The organism is Phyllobacterium pellucidum (genome assembly GCF_013327855.1).
GTDB lineage: Bacteria > Pseudomonadota > Alphaproteobacteria > Rhizobiales > Rhizobiaceae > Phyllobacterium > Phyllobacterium pellucidum.
Genome location: NZ_JABUMX010000006.1, coordinates 1 through 16087, shown reverse-complemented (window position 1 = coordinate 16087; position 16087 = coordinate 1). Strand labels below are relative to the sequence as shown.

Genomic DNA, 16087 nt, shown 5'->3' with positions numbered 1-16087 from the left:
CATACCCTTTCCGGCGAAGCCGGCCGCAATCGCAAATGCAGATCTAGCACGCTGCCGCCTGTCCACACCGAAGATGCGGACCTGCACATCCAACCTTGCTCTCGTCACTTTAAGTCTCCGATCGGACGGGCCGATCCTGCCCCAGTCCTAGTGGCCTAATGCGCCCTGAAAGAACGATACGATCTGTGTCGATCCGAAAACCAGGACGATGCCCATGATGACGGAGCCGGCAATGCCCCAGGTAAACCGGCCGGTCCAGGCAAGGAAGCCGCAGCTTATGACGGCAAGAATGGCCAGCATCGACGCGATCGGCCCCGTCAGAATGTTGATCATCGTCTGCAGAACAGACGATACCGGCTGCAGGCTGGACTGTGCGAAGGCTTCGCCGGCAAAAAATGTAAGTGACAGAGCCAATGCAGCCCCGGAAATGCGCAATCTATTAAACATTCTGACTACTCCACATGTAATACAAATCCTTGAGTCCATTCCTCCGGCTTGGCAGGTTGGCCCTCGTTCTTCTTGCCCGCCGTCCGCTTTTCGCCGTCGGATGCTGGCACTCCAAGCGATTTCCACCCGTAGAGATCGGTAAGAATGGCCGACACATAGCGAACGGTTTCGGGATAGAGCGGTATGCCGCGATTTTGGTCTACGGCGCCCTCACCGGCATTATAGGCGGCGAGCACGTAAAGCGGATTCTGGTAACGCTTCTGCAGGAAGCGCAGGTACCGTACCGCTCCGCGGACATTGTCTTCCGGGTCGCAGATATCGACGCTGAAGCGCTTCGCCGTGGCAGGCATCAGTTGCATCAGGCCCACGGCGCCCGCGCTCGAAACGGCATTCATGCGAAAGCCGCTTTCCTGCCTTGCAATGGCGAGGAGGAAGTCGAGGTCGAACGCTTCTTCGTCCGCTATTTTGCGGATGATGATTTCGCCCTGTTTTGCATCCGGCACCTTGCTGAAATCGCAACCGGCAGGTTTCGCGGCAATCGTCGCACTGGGCGGATTGACCGGCGCCGCATCCTCGATGACAGTCACCTTGACCGGCTCATCTTCAGCAGGCGCCAGGCCCACCGACCCGGCGGCCATCACGGCGAAGGACGTCAGCAGGAGACAAATCCGGTTCATTGCTTGCGCCCCAGCGGAACGACGCCGGGCTCCTGCATTTTCGAAAAGTCGTTATAGGCAGCTGGTCTTTGCCGTCCGGAGCGCACGAACGGATCGTAAAAGATTTCGGTAACGACACCCGGCCGCCCATCGCGCCGGCCAAGCTGGACCACGAGCGGAACCGTCGCCCGCAACATCTCGACGATCTCGACCTTCGTAAGGCCAAGCCCGCCGCCGCTGCCCTGCATGACGAGCAATGCGAGACGCGTATAGGCGGCGCTCGGCGAATTCGCATGCACCGTCGATAGCGAACCAGGGTGGCCCGTGTTGATGGCCTGCAGGAAGTCGATCGCCTCGCCGCCGCGGATTTCGCCAAGCAGCAGCCGGTCCGGCCGCATGCGCAGCGATGCTTCAACCAGATGGCGCGGATCGACGCGGGCGACGTTCTGGTTGCCGCGCGTCGCAATAAGGCTGACGTGATTTTCCTGCGGCGGCGTCAGTTCCGGCGTGTCTTCAATCGTGATCAGGCGTTCGTAATCCGGAATCTCCTGCATCAGCGCGTTAAGAAAGGTAGTCTTGCCCGAACCGGTACCACCCGAAATCAGCATCGATACGCGCCGGCACACGGCTTCGCGCAAGAAAGACTCGATGTTGCCGCGCGCGATCAGGTCGCAAAGCAGCGTTTCATCATCGGTCAATTGATAGGCACTGTCGGTGACAAGGGTCGAGCGAAGTGCCCCTGAGGCCGCATAATCGTCGAGGACGAGCTGGCGTGTCACCTGACGGCGAATGACGATAGCGCCGCCCTTTGGTGCAGCCGGCGGCAGCACCACCTGGACTCGCGCACCATCGGGCAGGGACGCCGAAAGAATCGGCTCTTCCTCGTTGATGAACTGGTGGCTTGCAGCTGCAACCCGCTCAGCCATGAACCGCATCCGCTCCGCTGTCAGCTCGGGCATGACGTAGCGCATCATGCCCGGCTGACCTACCCGTTCGACGAAGGCGATTCCCGGTTCATTGATGCAGATTTCGACGACATCGGGAGACTGCAGAAACACGCGCAGCGGTGCGAAGGCGAGTTCGATGAGATCGGAGAGTGAGGCAGCGTAACTCATCGCAGACCACCTCCGAGCCTGACTTGAATACGGTCAGTATTTGCCATCCCAGCCTCGCCCACGTTTGAGTTCCTTGAGCTTCTCCTGAACGGGATCGGGATAAAGTTCGGAAAAATCGAGATCGCGCCGCACGAAGATCGCAACCGGTGTGCCCTGATTGATACTGATCGTCGGCGGAATATTGATCTGGCTCTTAATGGCCTCCTGAGCCAGTTGAGTAAAATTCTGCACCGCAAGCGCCGCGCCCTGCATGGCCATATCGTTGAGCGCGACCTTGTTAGTAGTGGGCGTTTGTATCGTAATACTTTTAGTCGGGTCGCTCGGATCTGGGATCGATTTGATAGTGTATCCGACATCGTTAGTCGGCATGCTGGTTGCCGCCATAATTTGGGAACCCGCGCTAATCAGACTCAGCACACCCGCCGCGCCGAAGCGTTTGAGATAATGGTTGTTAACGGCACCGGCCGAGCCCGAGACGCCGAGTTCGTCGGTCCCGATCGAGCCCAGATTGAGTGACACGCCATCTGCACGAAGCAACCGGTTCCATACGATGAAGGCACGGGGTCTGGCCCTGTGCAACACCCGCATTATATTCGCCGATCATGCGCGAACCCGAGGGGATGAGCACGCGGCGCCCATCGAAGGACCACACGTCCTCCGTCGTTACTGCGCGCACCATGCCGGGCAGGTCGGTCTGCACCGCCGTTTCGAGGACACCCCGGATCATCGTGCCTTGCGGCACCAGCGCGTCGATGCGCTTGGTCTGCTCAGCCGTCGCGACTTCCACAGGCTTGGCGGCCAAGGCGGAGAGGAACTGGTTGTTCGGGTTGGCGTCCTGGAAGGTTGCGGCGCTCTTTTCCTTTTCCGCCTGTTCCGGAGTCTTGCCTGCCTGGGCCAGCGGGTCGACCTGGCCTCCGGTCTCGGTCACCACCATGGGCGAACGGTAGCGCTCCCATCTCTTCTGGTCGTTTTCGGATTCGCGTGCCAGCCGTTCGGCCTCGAGTGCCTTGCGCTCTTCGGCGAGGCGGCGCGCCTCTTCCTCGGCGGCCTGCTTCGCCCGCTCGAGTTCAGCGTCCGTCGCCGAGTTTCCGGTTGGCTGTATCGGCGCTGCCGCCGGCGCTTCCGGCTCCGGCGGCGGCACGTTCAGCTGCACTTTTGCTGGCGGTGCCAGGAATTCCTCGTTCTCATTCGATTCCACATTGTCCGGCGCCTTCGGCTGCGCCAACCAGATGGGCATCGCCAGAAGGGGAATCGAAACCATGCCAAAAAGTACGACGATTGCAGCCTTGCTCAAGCCGCGCTTCGGCTCCGACAGTTGCGATTGCGCGCTTTCCTCTAGTTCGACGCTTTGATGATAATTGGGATCAGGCATGGCGCTACCTCATCCGCTCATTGGAAGAGGTGGTCCTGGCCGCAACGGCGGAGCCGCCGATCTTCTGCATGTTGAACAGGCACAGCGCGAGATCGCCGCGCCGCAGCATCCACTGCCTGGCGATCTTGTCGACGACCAAATATTCGCCTTCGCGGCGGAAGTTGGCCAAAATTTCCCGTTTGCCGCCTTCGACAATGAAGATCGAGGGAATGTCGCCGTCAAACTTGAACCAGGTCTTCACCCCATCGTCGAAGGCGTAGGTCGGCTTCAACTCGCCGTCGCCGCGGAACTGGTAGTTCGTATTGGAATTCTCGAACTGGAAATTGGCGCGGTTGGGTTCGGAGACAAGGCGCTGCGCTTCCGCCAGCAGTCGCGAATCCGCCTCCTCGTCCGGATAGCGGAACTTGACCAGATATGTCTGGTCGCCTTCAGATTCAGCATGGGCCCGCAGGATGAACGTGTAGACATGCTTGTCGCTGACGACGTTCATGTTCGTCGTCGTCTTGGCCTCGACCGGCTTCAGGAAGATGATGTTGCCACGCTTGTTGGGCTCGATCTTCCAGGACAGGCTGTCACCGACCGCTACAGTTTCGATCTTCTCGGTATCGCCGAGGACGATCATCGTCGAGACGCCGTGGGTTGCGTCGACCGAGACAACATTGGCGGGATTGTAGTTGACGGTGCGTACGCGCGCATCGGCCTGACCGCGCTTCGGCGCAATTTCGGCGAGGACCGGGCTTGCGGCGAGAACCCCGGCGCAAACGAGCGGCGCAATCAACTGCAATCGGCGAACGGAAAACAGCGTCATGATCAATGCCCCTGTTCCGATGCCGGCACGCTTTCCTGATCGCGCCGGTAGTCCTGGATCTGAAAGCCGAGCGGATTGTCGAACCGCCACTCATTGGTCATCGGTTCGCGCGAATAGCGGAAATGCATGAGCGCCACCCAATGCTCTTCGGGCCCGGTATCCTGACCTACGCGCTGGGTGGAAAAACGCACGATGGCGGTCTTGTTGTTGGGTATCTGGATCGACTTGATGGTCGGAAGCACACGGGTCTGGCGGCCAAACCGATTGACAGGGTTGGTTGGGCTGGAAGGGCCGTAGAGGTTGAGAAGATCCCGCTGCGCATCCCCGGTCGAAAGGAGTTGCGCCAGATCGAAATTGTCCTGAACGGAAGCAGGATCATAGGTCTCGCGCGCCTTGACGTAGCGAACCACGTTCATCCGGGTGATTGCTTCCGACTGCGTCAGGTCGCCCTCGGCGAGCGGCCGCTTGATCTCCATGAAGCCCGTCGTCTTGTCGACCTCGATAACATAGGGCTCGAAGGTTTTCAGCGGCAGGAGCAGGGCAAGGCAGGCCATAGCGAGGCCGGCGAGCAGGGCGCTGAACCCAGCGACGATCCAGGCAACACGCCTTGACCGCTTAACCGTGCGAACAACGTCGTTTTCCCAGCGCACCGCTTCGCTGAAATAACGTGAGTCGAGACCTTTGTCCGGCGTCAGGGTCGCCGTGTCGCCGCCACGCTCAACCATTGGAACACAGCAACGCGAAAGAATGAACGCAAAGAGAAAATGCCGAACTCAAAATCAACCCGCCTGAAATAAATTGCAATATATTGCCAACCGTAAATTCGGTTCGCTAAAAAGAAAAGCAAAAGTCGTCCATCGCCTTGCTTTTTTGATTCAAGCAAGATTTATCAACACTCGGATTCGTTGTATTCTCTAAATTATGCCACGTTATGCGTGTATTTAGTTGCGGGTCCTGTGTCAATGAGACTTTAGTACTATTCCACATCCATGACATGCTGATATAAATGATTTTTTCCATGTATTATGAATGACTTGGAGCATTTCGCAACAGTCAGTGGATTTCTCGATCCCAAGCGCCGACGGGCACTTGCCGCTGAGAATTCTTGGTCAAATGTGCAGGTCGTGCTACCTCTTTTATCAGTTGCAGCATGGGTGAAGAAACCGTGACCGAAGCCGAAATCGTTGAAATCGAAACCTGGCTCAATGCCCAAGGCATCTGCGGTGCAACCGAAACCGATCTCATGAACGGGTTCTGCGATCGATGCGTTGCATTGGGCATCAAGCTCGAACGCGGCAATACATTCGTCGATACGCTTCATCCGATCTATGAGGGGAGAGTGTTTCTCTGGCGGCGCGAGGGCGAACTGGAGCGCACCATCATCGAGTATGGCTCGTCGCAAAGCGGCGAGAGCGCCGAGAATTGGCAGGCATCGACTTTCTATCATTTGCTGGAGATCGGCGAGGTCGAAATGCGGCACAGGCTGACAGCCGACGAAACACCATCGTTTCGCCAACTTGCCTCGATGCGAGACGAGGGCTGCACAGACTATTTTGCAATGATCGTGCCGTTTTCGAAGCAGGGCAGCATCGGCGAAATGGATGGATTCTATTCGTCCTGGGCCTCCGATCACGCCGAGGGTTTCAGCGATGCGGACATCATCGCCCTGCGAAGGCTGGTAAGCAGTCTTGCACTCGCGATGAAATGCGCTTCGCTGACGCGAATCGTCAGGACGCTGGCAGAGGTTTACCTTGGCCACGACGCCGCCAAACGGGTGCTTGCCGGCCGCATCAATCGTGGCGCCGCCGATCGAATCGAGGCCGTGCTCTGGTATTCGGATCTTCGTGATTACACGCGCATTTCCGACGCTGCCGCGCCCGACGCCATCATTCCCATGCTCAACGATTATGCAGAGGCCGTAATATCGTCGATCCAGGAGATGGGCGGCGACGTGCTGAAACTGATCGGTGACGGTACGCTCGCGATCTTTACCGACGGCGATTCCGCCGACGCAGCCACAGCGGCCTTGAAGGCCCAGGCGCTCCTGCGCAAGAAACTGACCGTTCTCAACCGGCAACGGGTCGAAGCCGGACAACCCGCGACCAATGTCTACCTCGGCCTGCATATTGGCGAAGTGTTCTTCGGCAATATCGGCAGTGACACGCGACTTGACTTCACGGTGGTCGGGCCCGCTGTAAACGAGGTCAGCCGTATCGCTTCTATGTGCCGGTCCGTCGACCAGGAGATCCTGATTTCGGAGCGCTATGCTGCGACGCTCCCGGATGCATTCCGCTTGAAGCTGGTCTGCGTCGGCCGCTTCGCATTGCGCGGGGTAGGGCGCGCCCAGGAACTCTTCACGATCGACCCCGCGATCATCCAGAAGGCCATGGCGTCGGTGTAAGTTTTAAACATCATTTATTTAGACAGTTGGAAAGTATTTTGACATGAACGATTATCAACGTACCGCCCTTATTGATTGCACCGGAATTTACACGATTGAGGAATTCTTCCAACGTTACCTTGATTCGACAAACCCCAGATTCCCGGCAAATTTCGGACGCAACCTTGATGCCTTATGGGACGCGATCGAGGGCGGCGGCCCCGGCTGCCCGGTGGATTTTGATCATCTTCATTTCATCAATCTGCAGCAATTCGTCGATGAATTGGGTGGCCCTGATTCTCCCTGGTACCAAGCGCTTCGGAGGGTCGCCAGAGATGCCACGGAGGTCAAGCTGACCCTCAGTCTGGGCGGCACAAGCTGAGTCTGCGCCTCAGCGCCTCCATCTCCAAGGAACATAATGCCAAGAGCGATTTCATTATTCGAAAAGGGAGGAGAAGCCCTCATTAATCGCATAGAATTCATGCGAGATGACCTAGAGTTTTCCAAATGATTTTTGATTATCCCGAAAATGATCCAATGTTGTACATGGTGTACAGGACAAATAGAGACCAAAATCAAAAAATTTATGAAAGATTCGGCGTTAGTGTCGATATTGATAATTATGATTGTTCCGTTGAGTACTATGAATAAGCTCAGAGAATCGCTCCTAATGGGCGGATGCAGATGAATTGCACAATTGGTGCAAAGTCGCACTTCAAACTTAAACCCACCCGACTACACAAGAATGCGGCGTAAGATATCTTATGGAACTCCGATTGTTCGCCAGATCGATACTTCAAAGTTTTGGAAACCGGAATATCTGTTGATGGCGAACTCTTCAATGTCGTGGCTGTGGGGCGGTCTCCGTTCACCGCCGCTGGGAGTTATACTTTGCGCGAAGGAATGCCTGTTGGGGGGCCTGCGAGTCAGTTTTCGTTGGATTATCCCTTTTCAACTGCATTTTATATGGCAAAGGGATAATCTATCTAATATCGCTTTATAACATCGCCAAATCGCGATATTATCCCCAATACGACGCATTTCTCGTTCTCATGGGATAAGATGAATAATTTCAACGAATTATCGCCAGATCAGATTCGCCAACTTGTGAATACCGAACAGGTTTATGAATCCTATAAGGCGAGTTCGAAGGAATACGAGCAGCGCTTTTCCGGTTCCATGTCGTGGAAGACGAGCACAAACGGCAAGGAATACCTCTACAAGAAATCCGGCGGCATCTGGAAATCACTTGGTCCGCGTTCCACGGAAACCGAAACAACATTCGGCCAGTTTCACGCCGGGCGCGAGAACTCGAAGGAGCGCGTCGGCAGCCTCGCGCAGCGTCTCGATGAACTTGCTCCGGTCAACCGCGCCATGTCGCTCGGACGCGTACCGCAATTGACGGCCCGCATCATCCGCGCACTGGACAAGCTCGGGCTGATCGGCACCGCCATTGACATCGTCGGAACCAACGCCCTCTTCGTCTACGAGCGCCTTGCGGGGGTACATGTCACGAGCGGCCTTCTCTCGACGCAAGACGTTGATCTCCTCATGGACTCGAGATTCAGCCTGCGCTTGATCGGCAGGACCTTTTCGCAGAAAGGCCTGATCGGAATCCTGCAAAAAGTTGACCATTCCTTCGCACCACTGGCGAAGAACAGCTACAGGGCAGCCAACCGCGACGGCTTTCTCGTCGATCTGATCAAGCCGACGCCGAAGAACATCATGTCGGGAGGCGGCAGGTCAGGATTCAGCTCGGACGACGAAGACCTGCGCGCCGTTGAAATCGAAGGGCTTGCCTGGCTCGTCAACAGTCCCAAGGTTTCGGCCGTCGTGATCGACCAACGCGGCTATCCGCTCAACTTTTCCTGTCCGGATCCCCGGGCCTTCGCCCTTCATAAATTGTGGCTGTCGCGTCGTGCGGACCGCGATGCTGCCAAACGCTCGCGTGACGGCATGCAAGCCCGGGTTGTTGCCGAACTCATCCGCACGCGGTTGCCACACCTTCATTTCGGTTCCGAGGACCTTCGGGCCATGCCGGCGGCGCTCCGCCGGCTTGCCGAAGAATTCAACGTTTCAGATAGTGCCGACGAAGGCCGTCTCACGCCCAATTGGTAAGAGCAACGGCGCAACACGAAGCGCCCCCTCCCCAAGGATAAGGAGGCGCTTGGCTTAGCTATAGGCCTGCATCGGCGGACATGAGCAGACGAGGTTGCGATCTCCGGCCACGTTGTCGATGCGCGAGACCGGCGGCCAATATTTCGGGTTCTCGTCGCTCGGTCCGGCCGGCAGGCTCGCCTCGCTCCGGCTATAGGGATACGACCAATCGTCGGCCAGAACATCGTCTGCCGGATGCGGTGCGTTGACCAGTGGATTGTCGTCCTTCGGCCAAGCGCCGCTCGCAACCTTTGCCGCTTCACCGGCGATCGCGATCATGGCATCGCAGAACCTGTCGATCTCGCGTTTCGATTCCGATTCCGTCGGCTCAACCATCAGTGTCCCCGGAATTGGCCAGGACATGGTCGGCGCATGGAAGCCGTAGTCGATAAGCCGTTTTGCGATGTCTTCGACGGTCACCCCGGCGCTCTCCTTCAGCACCCTTGTATCAAGGATGCATTCATGCGCGACGCGGCCATTGCGGCCCTTGAACAGCACCGGATAGTGGTTCTCGAGCCGGCCTGCAATATAGTTGGCATTTAGGATTGCCATTTCCGTCGCGCGCTTCAGCCCGTTTGCGCCCATCATCCGGATGTACATCCAGGTGATCGGCAAGATCGATGCGCTGCCGAAGGGGGCCGCTGAAACAGCGTGGCCTGTATTGAGCTCGACATGCCCCGGCAGGAAGGGAGCAAGGTGGCTCTTGACACCGATCGGGCCAACGCCCGGTCCGCCGCCGCCATGGGGAATGCAGAAGGTCTTGTGCAGGTTCATATGGCATACGTCCGCGCCGATATCACCCGGACGCGCCAGCCCGACGAGGGCATTGAGATTGGCGCCGTCGAAATAGACCTGCCCGCCATGCGCATGAATGATGGCGCAGATATCCTTGACACCCTCCTCGAAGACGCCATGCGTCGAGGGATAGGTGATCATCAGCGCCGCCAGATTGGCACCATGCAGTTCCGCCTTGGCCTTCAGGTCGTCGAGGTCGATGTCGCCCGCTTCCTCGCAGGCGACGACAACGACGCGCATTCCGGCCATATGGGCGCTGGCGGGATTGGTGCCGTGCGCCGATTCCGGAATGAGGCATATGTCGCGATGCGCATCGCCACGATCGAGATGATAACGGCGAATGGCAAGGAGACCGGCATATTCGCCCTGACTGCCAGCATTCGGCTGCAGGGACACCGCATCGAAGCCCGTGATTTCCGCGAGCCATGTTTCGAGGTCAGCCGTGAGCGCCTTATAGCCGAGCGCGTGATCGGCCGGGGCAAACGGGTGAACATTGGCGACGCTTTGCCAGCTCACAGGTAGCATCTCGGCCGCCGCATTCAGCTTCATCGTGCAGGAGCCGAGCGGGATCATGGCCCGGTCGAGCGCAAGATCCTTGTCGGCGAGGCGACGCAGGAACCGCATCATCTCCGTCTCGGAGCGCTGCTGATGGAAGACCTCCTGGGTCATGAACCCGTCTGCGCGGCGTTCGCCCGGCAGGCGTGTGTCCGTATCATCAGGCAAGATCGCGCCGAACAGGGCGGCGAGAGCCTGCAAATCCGCCTCGGTCGTGGTTTCGTCAAGCGTGAGGCCAAGCCGATTTTCATCGATGATCCGAAGCAGGCGTCCATCCTTTTCCGCAGTGGCGGCAATCTCCCCCGCCCTGCCCGGCACATCGACGGTAAGCGTGTCGAAGAAGCGCTTGCCGGCAAGCCCGATGCCTGCGGCCTCCAAAGCAGCGGCAAGGCGGACCGCCTGGCTGTGTACGCGCGAAGCAATCGCCTGCAGCCCCTGTGGTCCATGCCAGATGGCGAAGGAAACTGCCATGTTCGCCAGCAATGCCTGCGCCGTGCAGATGTTCGAAGTCGCCTTGTCGCGGCGGATGTGCTGTTCGCGGGTTTGCAGGGCAAGCCGGTAACCAGGGCGGCCCTTGCTGTCCACGGACTGGCCGACCAGCCTGCCCGGAATAAGACGCGTAAGTGCGTCCGCTACGGCGAGATAGGCGGCGTGCGGACCACCATAACCGACGGGCACGCCGAAGCGTTGCATCGATCCCGCGGCAATATCGGCGCCGAGCGATGCCGGAGGGGCGGTGATCGTCAACGCCAAAGGATCAGCGACCGCTATCACCAGAGCGCCGGATGCCTTTGCGTCCTGAATGGCGGTGGAATGATCCCTGTAGACGCCATATGTATCCGGCCATGGAACGATGATTGCTGCGACTTCAGCGTTGATCGCGCCGCCGTTGACGCTCATCCCGAGTGGCTCGGCGCGGGTGCGAACCACGTCGAGAATCTGGGGATGCACATCACCGGCCAGAACAACGCGGGTACGCTTCTCACGATGATGCCGGTAGGCGATGCCGACCGCCTCTGCCACGGCCGTCGCCTCGTCAAGCAAGGACGCCGACGCGACCGGCAAGCCGGTCAATTCGGTCACGAGGGTCTGGAAATGGAATAGAAGCTCCAGCCTGCCCTGACTTATTTCTGATTGGTACGGCGTATAGGCCGTGTACCAGGCAGGATTCTCGAAAAGATTGCGCTGGATAACGGCGGGCACATGCGTCCCGTGATAGCCTTGCCCGATGAAGCTCTTGTGGGTCTTGTTCTGCGCCATCTTTGCCGAGAGTTCGGCGAGCGCTTCGGCCTCATTCACTGCTTCGGGAATGTCGAGGGGACGCTCGAGCCGGATGGATTTCGGTACCGCCTGGGAGATGAGCGTTTCGAGGGAGGGAATGCCAACTGCCGCCAGCATGGCACGCGAGCCCTGAAGGCTTGGCCCGATGTGGCGCTCGGTGAACGGAAAGATGCCCTTGTTCTGCATGATAATCAGCCGATAATTGCTTTGTAGCCGGCTTCGTCGAGAAGGCCGGTCAATTGGTTGGTATCCGCAAGCTTCATTTTCCACAGCCAGCCATCGGCAACCGCCGAAGAATTGACCAGTGCTGGGTCGCTGGCTGCCGCCTCATTGACCTCTGTCACTTCGCCATCGACCGGCGCGTAGACGTCCGAAGCGGCCTTGACCGACTCGACGACGACGGCAGCATCGCCCTTTGCAAGCGTTTGCCCGACTTCCGGCAATTGCACGAAAACGAGATCGCCCAACTGGTCCTGCGCATGGTCGGTAATGCCGACTGTCGCAATCCCGTCTTCAACGCGCAGCCATTCATGATCTTCAGTGAAATAAGTGACAGCCATTTCAATTATCCTTTGTGGTAACGATGGGTAACGAAGGGAAGCGGGTGGACATGCAGCGCGATGCGGCTGCCGCGTATCTCGGCAAATACCTGTGAGTCAGTCGTTGCGAGTGCCTTCTCGACATAGCCGATGGCAACCGGGTGGCCCGCCGACGGACCATATCCACCCGAGGTAACGATGCCGACAGGGTTGCCGCCGGCATCGACAAGCGTCGCGCCGGATCTGACAGGTTGGCGCCCCTCGGGCTTCAGGCCGACGCGCTTGCGCCCTGACCCGGCGGCGAGCTTGGCCTGTAGCGCTTCAGATCCGATAAAGCCGCCCTGACCCCGGACTTGCTTCGATATGGCCCAGGTAAGCCCCGCATCGACCGGATCGATTTCCGGCGTAATGTCCTGGCCATGCAGGCAAAGGCCGGCCTCGAGCCGCAGGCTGTCGCGCGCGGCGAGCCCAATCCATGTCACGCGGTCGTCTGCGAGAAGCTTGGCGACAAGTGCGCGGGCGTCCGCTTCCGGAAGGCCGATCTCAAAACCATCCTCGCCCGTATAACCCGAGCGGCTCATGAACCAGCCAGGCTGAGGCTCGTACCCGTGCATGAACTCAAGATCGGTGCCAGCAATGCCTGCCGTCTGCAAAACATCTGCCGCTTGCGGGCCCTGGATTGCCAGAAACACGCGGTCAAGGGCATCGATGCCGGCATTGAAATCCTTGCCGAGTTCGCGCAGATGCGCCTCATCCACCGCGGCATTGCCGGCATTGGCGACAACCATGAAGCGTTCGTCGCCGAGCCGCGTGACGATCAGGTCGTCGATGATCCCAGCCTGTTCATTGAGAAACAACGTATATTTTGACTGGCCCGTCGCGAGCGAGCCCGCGTAGAGCGGACAGGCACGGGACAGGAGCGCCGCGGCACCCTTCCCGGCGATCTCGAAAAGCTGCATATGCGAGATATCGAACAAGCCCGCCTTTTCGCGCGTATGCAGATGTTCCTTCATTACGCCGAGCGGATAGGTGATCGGCATCGACCAGCCGGCAAAGCCGCCGAAGCGCGCATTTGCCGCTTCGTGCAGGTCGCCAAGTGGCAGCGATTTCAGTTCGTCGGTTTCAGGATTGACTTCAGCGCCCATTTTTACTCCAGAGACATGCAAAGACCTCCGCCACAGCGACGGAATGATGCTTTACCCCTCTGTCGGAAGCCTGAGAGACTCGCTCGCGGCGCCTTGGCACCGGCTGAACTTACACCTTCGGCGCGGGGTTTCCCCCGACTTTCCAGAGTTGCCTTATCGGCTTGCGGTTCCTGGTACCTGAGAGATTTCGGGCGATTTCCCCTTCGGTGGACCGGCGCACTCGCACACTGGCCACTCTCCCGCAAGCTGACAGGGCCTTGCCTTCTTGCAAATCACAAGGCCCTCGACGTTCCGAACATATCGCACCGCACATGGCCTGTCATCGCCCTAAAAGCAGATTTGACGCTTTACGGACAGAATTTGTCTGTATGAGAACATTCAGCTTGGCCCCCGCTTGACCAAGCTGGACTCCCCGACTTTTTTACCGCTCAGGAAATAAAGGCCAGGATTCGAAGAAGGCTGCCGCTGAAAGTGGCTTTGATTGTCGATGCATACGTGGCCCCTTCCTGGGTACGAGCGTACGAGCAGAATGCCGAGGCCAACAGAGTGCTGCGCCAGCTGAGGGCGCACTGGCGATCAATCAAAACATGCCCTTGCAACGCTGGGTAGGCGCCTTGCAGTTGCGGCCCGTGCGGAAAATATCGAGGTTCTAGGCTCGCTGCGCCACGAGTTCTGACTGCTTACCGCGCGGGCGCACAAGGGCCATGACGCCGAGGCTTTGGCCCTTTCCCCGAACCGCATGAGTACCGAGATTGTTGCTGCGAATACCGTCGGGCAGCGTCAGCCGCGCGGCAAGATCGCTTGAGATCAGCACCGGCGTGTTCAAACTGCGGCAAAGCTGTTCGAGCCGTGCCGTCGTGTTTACCGTATCGCCGAAATAGGTGATCTTGTGATGGTCCACCCCGATCTCGGCAGTAACCACCGGCCCACCATGCAAGGCGGCGCGCAGACGCGGCACGCGGCCGAATTCACTCAGCCACTTTTCCGAGTTTGACTCGATCACATCGATGATGTCGAAGAGACATGCGACGCAATCGGCATTGCGCAGGCCCCGCTGCATAGGCCAGGTAATGATCGCAGCATCGCCGACGTAGTCGTCGATGGTCCCGTTGTGCCGCCGGACGGGTCCGGCAAACGCGGCAAAGAGCGCGCCGAGGAACTGCTGCGCCCGCAGATCGCCGAACTCTTCGGCAAAGGTCGTCGAACCGACCAGATCGACGAAGAGAAAGATGCGCTCCTCCTCGATCGGTTTGCGATAGCGCCCGATCAGGAGGTTGGCAAAGATGTCGCGCCCGAGAAGCTCGCGTACACGCGAAACAAAGCTCAGGACCGCCAGAATGACAAGCGTGTAGATCCATATGCTTGTCGGCAGGATTGCCTCCTGCCACCAGGCACCGGGTATAAAGCCGAGGGCCCAGAGCAGGGTGCCGCAAACGAAGTAGCCCATACCGATGAGCAGGTAATTGGCAAGGAGCGAGCAAAAGATATAGCTCGGGGTCGGCAGCGCGTTTATCCGGTCGAAAAGTCGGGGGAACAGGTTTCCCCGTTCGAAGAGCAGCGGCGGAATGCAAAGGAACAGGGCGAAGATCGCGCCAATCGCCGATATTTTTCCGTTGTAGAAGTAGCCGTAGAACACGCCGCTGGCTGCTGCGGCCAGAAGACTGAAGATCCAAAAAACGATCGAATTTCTGTTCATTGCTCTTTCCATGGCCAAGATCATCATCGATAGGCCGTTGTCGTCGCTCGATCGATCTTGCTTTTGTGCCTAGCCGCGAAATATGGTGCGATCATGCCCATAGATATCACGCCTGAACGTATCACTGCTGTCGAAGAAATCATCCGGCCGCATATCCGGCACACGCCCGTGCTCCATGTGGATCTTGACGATTTCGGCATGGCCGCTCTCCCCATAGCGCTCAAACTCGAATGTTTGCAGCACTCGGGGTCCTTCAAAGCCCGCGGGGCCTTTACCAATCTTTTGACACGGCCGGTTCCCGCAGCCGGTGTCGTTGCCGCCTCGGGCGGCAATCATGGCGCGGCGGTCGCCTATGCCGCCATGCGGCTCGGCGTGCCTGCCACCATCTTCGTGCCAAGCGTCACCTCGCCGGCGAAGGCCGACAAGATTCGCAGCTATGGTGCAAGGCTCGTGATCGGCGGCGAGCGCTACGCCAATGCCCTCGAGGCGAGCGAACGATTCGTTGCCGAGACAGACGCGCTGGCCGTGCACGCCTATGATCAGGTCGAGACGCTGCTCGGCCAGGCGACGCTCGGGCGTGAAATCGAAATGGACCTCCCGGAAACAACCACGCTGCTGGTTGCAGTCGGAGGCGGTGGTCTCATTGGCGGTATCGCCTCATGGCTGCGCGGCCGCATCAAGATTGTTGCGGTCGAGCCTGAAAGCGCTCCAACCCTCAATCATGCGCTCGCGGCCGGTAAGCCCGTCGATGCACCCGCCGGCGGGATCGCCGCCGATTCGCTGGCGCCGCGTCGCGTCGGCAATCTCATGTTTCCAATCGCGCAAGCCTTTGTCGGCACATCAGTGCTGGTAGCGGATGACGACATTCGCAAGGCGCAGCAGGCGCTGTGGGACACTGTCCGGATCGTTGCCGAACCCGGCGGGGCTGCGGCGATGGCCGCCCTGCTCTCGGGCCGCTATGTCCCTCAAAAAGCTGAGCGCGTAGCCGTCCTCGTTTGTGGCTCCAACACGGCAGCTGTTGGCTTCGATTGAACTTGCCGCTTGAACGCACGCAAGCCCGGGGGATGCCGGGCTTTTGTGTGGGTTGTTTTGTTGTGATGTTGGTTGCGGGGACAGGATTTGAACCTGTGACCTTCAGGTT

15 protein-coding genes and 1 riboswitch are annotated in these 16087 nt (G+C 58.8%); of the genes, 4 read left to right on the top strand and 11 right to left on the bottom strand.

The genetic code is table 11. The features are described 5' to 3' along the window. Positions 1-147 precede the first annotated feature (147 nt). From HQ945_RS19560 to HQ945_RS19535, 7 genes are read right to left on the bottom strand one after another with little or no spacing between them, the layout of a single operon-like run. On the bottom strand, positions 148-447 hold the full coding sequence (locus HQ945_RS19560; RefSeq protein WP_027232981.1) for a TrbC/VirB2 family type IV secretion system protein: 300 nt from the start codon (positions 445-447) through the stop codon (positions 148-150). Positions 448-452: 5 nt separating this feature from the next. After that, positions 453-1124, bottom strand: a complete 672-nt coding sequence (locus tag HQ945_RS19555) for a lytic transglycosylase domain-containing protein (RefSeq protein WP_027232982.1) — start codon at positions 1122-1124, stop codon at positions 453-455. Next, on the bottom strand, positions 1121-2218 hold the full coding sequence (gene virB11, locus HQ945_RS19550; protein WP_081815966.1) for a P-type DNA transfer ATPase VirB11: 1098 nt from the start codon (positions 2216-2218) through the stop codon (positions 1121-1123). The genes HQ945_RS19555 and virB11 overlap by 4 nt, the downstream gene beginning before the upstream one ends. Before the next feature lie 33 nt (positions 2219-2251). Next, positions 2252-2737 carry a TrbI/VirB10 family protein gene (locus HQ945_RS22975; protein WP_343051276.1) on the bottom strand — a complete coding sequence of 162 codons (486 nt, stop codon included), beginning with the start codon at positions 2735-2737 and terminating at the stop codon, positions 2252-2254. After that, the gene (locus HQ945_RS23055) at positions 2670-3590 is read right to left on the bottom strand and encodes a TraB/TrbI/VirB10 family type IV secretion system protein (protein ID WP_281358772.1); all 921 of its coding nucleotides are present in this window, start codon (positions 3588-3590) and stop codon (positions 2670-2672) included. Before HQ945_RS23055 ends, HQ945_RS22975 begins: the two co-directional genes overlap by 68 nt. A gap of 4 nt (positions 3591-3594) precedes the next feature. Then, a complete protein-coding gene (gene virB9, locus HQ945_RS19540; protein WP_051615299.1) occupies positions 3595-4398 on the bottom strand; it encodes a P-type conjugative transfer protein VirB9 in 804 nt (267 codons plus the stop codon). A 2-nt stretch (positions 4399-4400) separates the two neighbouring features. Next, a complete protein-coding gene (locus HQ945_RS19535; protein WP_174208425.1) occupies positions 4401-5123 on the bottom strand; it encodes a VirB8 family type IV secretion system protein in 723 nt (240 codons plus the stop codon). Between the two features lie 425 nt (positions 5124-5548). On the opposite strand from HQ945_RS19535, the gene HQ945_RS19530 reads away from it, so the two are divergent. The 3 genes from HQ945_RS19530 to HQ945_RS19520 all read left to right on the top strand — a co-directional run bounded on the left by HQ945_RS19530 (position 5549) and on the right by HQ945_RS19520 (position 8896). Continuing rightward, complete coding sequence (locus HQ945_RS19530; RefSeq protein WP_175585069.1) at positions 5549-6799, top strand: adenylate/guanylate cyclase domain-containing protein; 1251 nt, start codon at positions 5549-5551, stop codon at positions 6797-6799. Positions 6800-6842: 43 nt separating this feature from the next. Further along, positions 6843-7160, top strand: coding sequence for a barstar family protein (locus HQ945_RS19525; protein WP_051615287.1), 318 nt, complete (start codon positions 6843-6845; stop codon positions 7158-7160). A 680-nt stretch (positions 7161-7840) separates the two neighbouring features. Then, entirely contained in the window at positions 7841-8896 is a 1056-nt protein-coding gene (locus tag HQ945_RS19520; RefSeq protein ID WP_113280356.1) for a GSU2403 family nucleotidyltransferase fold protein, read from the top strand. Between the two features lie 54 nt (positions 8897-8950). Here HQ945_RS19520 and gcvP read toward each other — a convergent pair whose 3' ends face one another. The 4 genes from gcvP to HQ945_RS19500 all read right to left on the bottom strand — a co-directional run bounded on the left by gcvP (position 8951) and on the right by HQ945_RS19500 (position 14946). Further along, complete coding sequence (gene gcvP / locus HQ945_RS19515) at positions 8951-11752, bottom strand: aminomethyl-transferring glycine dehydrogenase (RefSeq protein WP_113280355.1); 2802 nt, start codon at positions 11750-11752, stop codon at positions 8951-8953. 5 nt (positions 11753-11757) lie between these two features. After that, complete coding sequence (gcvH, locus tag HQ945_RS19510; protein ID WP_113280354.1) at positions 11758-12126, bottom strand: glycine cleavage system protein GcvH; 369 nt, start codon at positions 12124-12126, stop codon at positions 11758-11760. A 5-nt stretch (positions 12127-12131) separates the two neighbouring features. After that, complete coding sequence (gcvT, locus tag HQ945_RS19505; RefSeq protein ID WP_113280353.1) at positions 12132-13250, bottom strand: glycine cleavage system aminomethyltransferase GcvT; 1119 nt, start codon at positions 13248-13250, stop codon at positions 12132-12134. A gap of 154 nt (positions 13251-13404) precedes the next feature. Further along, a riboswitch (glycine riboswitch) is annotated at positions 13405-13502 on the bottom strand. 397 nt (positions 13503-13899) lie between these two features. Continuing rightward, positions 13900-14946, bottom strand: coding sequence for an adenylate/guanylate cyclase domain-containing protein (locus tag HQ945_RS19500; protein ID WP_174208424.1), 1047 nt, complete (start codon positions 14944-14946; stop codon positions 13900-13902). A gap of 93 nt (positions 14947-15039) precedes the next feature. Here HQ945_RS19500 and HQ945_RS19495 point away from each other — a divergent pair, with 93 nt between their 5' ends. Continuing rightward, positions 15040-15978, top strand: coding sequence for a threonine/serine dehydratase (locus HQ945_RS19495; protein ID WP_174208423.1), 939 nt, complete (start codon positions 15040-15042; stop codon positions 15976-15978). Positions 15979-16087: the final 109 nt, after the last annotated feature.

Coding starts and splice junctions, on each gene's coding strand:
- HQ945_RS19560 (WP_027232981.1), bottom strand. CDS start 447: ATGTTTAATAGATTGCGCATTTCCGGGGCTGCATTGGCTCTGTCACTT.
- HQ945_RS19555 (WP_027232982.1), bottom strand. CDS start 1,124: ATGAACCGGATTTGTCTCCTGCTGACGTCCTTCGCCGTGATGGCCGCC.
- virB11 (WP_081815966.1), bottom strand. CDS start 2,218: ATGAGTTACGCTGCCTCACTCTCCGATCTCATCGAACTCGCCTTCGCA.
- HQ945_RS23055 (WP_281358772.1), bottom strand. CDS start 3,590: ATGCCTGATCCCAATTATCATCAAAGCGTCGAACTAGAGGAAAGCGCG.
- virB9 (WP_051615299.1), bottom strand. CDS start 4,398: ATGACGCTGTTTTCCGTTCGCCGATTGCAGTTGATTGCGCCGCTCGTT.
- HQ945_RS19535 (WP_174208425.1), bottom strand. CDS start 5,123: ATGGTTGAGCGTGGCGGCGACACGGCGACCCTGACGCCGGACAAAGGT.
- HQ945_RS19530 (WP_175585069.1), top strand. CDS start 5,549: ATGGGTGAAGAAACCGTGACCGAAGCCGAAATCGTTGAAATCGAAACC.
- HQ945_RS19525 (WP_051615287.1), top strand. CDS start 6,843: ATGAACGATTATCAACGTACCGCCCTTATTGATTGCACCGGAATTTAC.
- HQ945_RS19520 (WP_113280356.1), top strand. CDS start 7,841: ATGAATAATTTCAACGAATTATCGCCAGATCAGATTCGCCAACTTGTG.
- gcvP (WP_113280355.1), bottom strand. CDS start 11,752: ATGCAGAACAAGGGCATCTTTCCGTTCACCGAGCGCCACATCGGGCCA.
- gcvH (WP_113280354.1), bottom strand. CDS start 12,126: ATGGCTGTCACTTATTTCACTGAAGATCATGAATGGCTGCGCGTTGAA.
- gcvT (WP_113280353.1), bottom strand. CDS start 13,250: ATGGGCGCTGAAGTCAATCCTGAAACCGACGAACTGAAATCGCTGCCA.
- HQ945_RS19500 (WP_174208424.1), bottom strand. CDS start 14,946: ATGAACAGAAATTCGATCGTTTTTTGGATCTTCAGTCTTCTGGCCGCA.
- HQ945_RS19495 (WP_174208423.1), top strand. CDS start 15,040: ATGCCCATAGATATCACGCCTGAACGTATCACTGCTGTCGAAGAAATC.